The organism is Paenisporosarcina sp. P4_E4_2 (genome assembly GCF_056401595.1).
Map to the genome: position 1 here is coordinate 1 of NZ_JBFUJC010000565.1, position 1,109 is coordinate 1,109.

Annotated in this window: 2 protein-coding genes; both read right to left on the bottom strand. The window is 39.2% G+C overall.

Annotated features, from left to right (window positions below):
- Positions 1 to 373 precede the first annotated feature (373 nt).
- A complete protein-coding gene (locus AC1DSB_RS19755) occupies positions 374 to 571 on the bottom strand; it encodes a DUF6501 family protein (protein ID WP_016427309.1) in 198 nt (65 codons plus the stop codon).
- 269 nt (positions 572 to 840) lie between these two features.
- The coding region (locus AC1DSB_RS19760) for a 2-oxo acid dehydrogenase subunit E2 (protein ID WP_477587478.1) at positions 841 to 1,109 on the bottom strand (269 nt) is incomplete at its 5' end.

A 1,109-nucleotide genomic window follows, 5' to 3' on the forward strand; every position in this document is an offset into this window, starting at 1 on the left:
CTTCATAAACTAAGCTCTGTCCTACTTTTTCTATTGGTTATCGTACATTTGCGGTAGCCGCATTCCGAATTGGCCCAAATGAATTGTTGTTGCGTGGCGTTTTTAACCTTCGTTCCTTTGCATGCTAGGCGCAATTGCACTCATATGATTGTTATTTATTAAAATAGCCTTACAGATATTTAATGTCATTAACATAATTGGAATAAGCACCACTCCTGCGGAAAAACGGGCAGGCGATCCCCCACAGTGAGGCACGAGCGGGGATGCTCGTCTGTTCGTCCGCGGAAAGGGCGCAGATTCCCAATTTTTTATAAAAATCAATTGTAAAAGTTAGCATAGCTAAAAACAAAAAAACCGATGAAAGACTCATCGGTTATTCAAAATATTCTTTATAAAAGCCACCGATGTGACCACTATTATCTACAACAAAAATGAACTCTTCTGTTTCATTTTTCACTTCATATGATTTTCCGACAGTCAGTACATTCGATACAGAGAATTTTGCTGCGTTTGTATGAACGCAAGTGACTGTTTTAAGTGTAGGTGTCTCTTTCCAAACATTATGTAACATAATTCATCTCCTCAATTCTTACTCTCTCTAGTATAAGCATGCACTTAAAGATTATCAACAATCCATCAATCATAATTCGCTCAGTAGCTGTGAAAAGGATTAGCCAGGTTGACAGAAAGCTTACCCAGGTAGACAGTTTGCCTCTCCAGGTTGACAGAATCGCTTTCCAGGTTGCACAAAATCAATTAAATGACAGAATCTCCTCAAGTTTGCACAAATCGAAACAAAAAAGCAGCTTCGCATAAGTATGCGAAGCTGCTTCCTATTTCTTAAGACTCCAACAACAAGTCTTCAGGGTTTTCGATTAATTCTTTAACAGTTTTCAAGAATCCAACTGAATCTTTTCCATCGATTACACGGTGGTCATAAGATAGAGCCACGTACATCATCGGACGGATTTGAACTTCGTCACCGATAGCTACTGGGCGTTTTTGGATTGTATGCATTCCAAGAATACCTACTTGAGTACCGTTCAAAATTGGCGTAGACATTAGAGAACCGAATACTCCACCATTTGTGATAGTGAATGATCCACCTG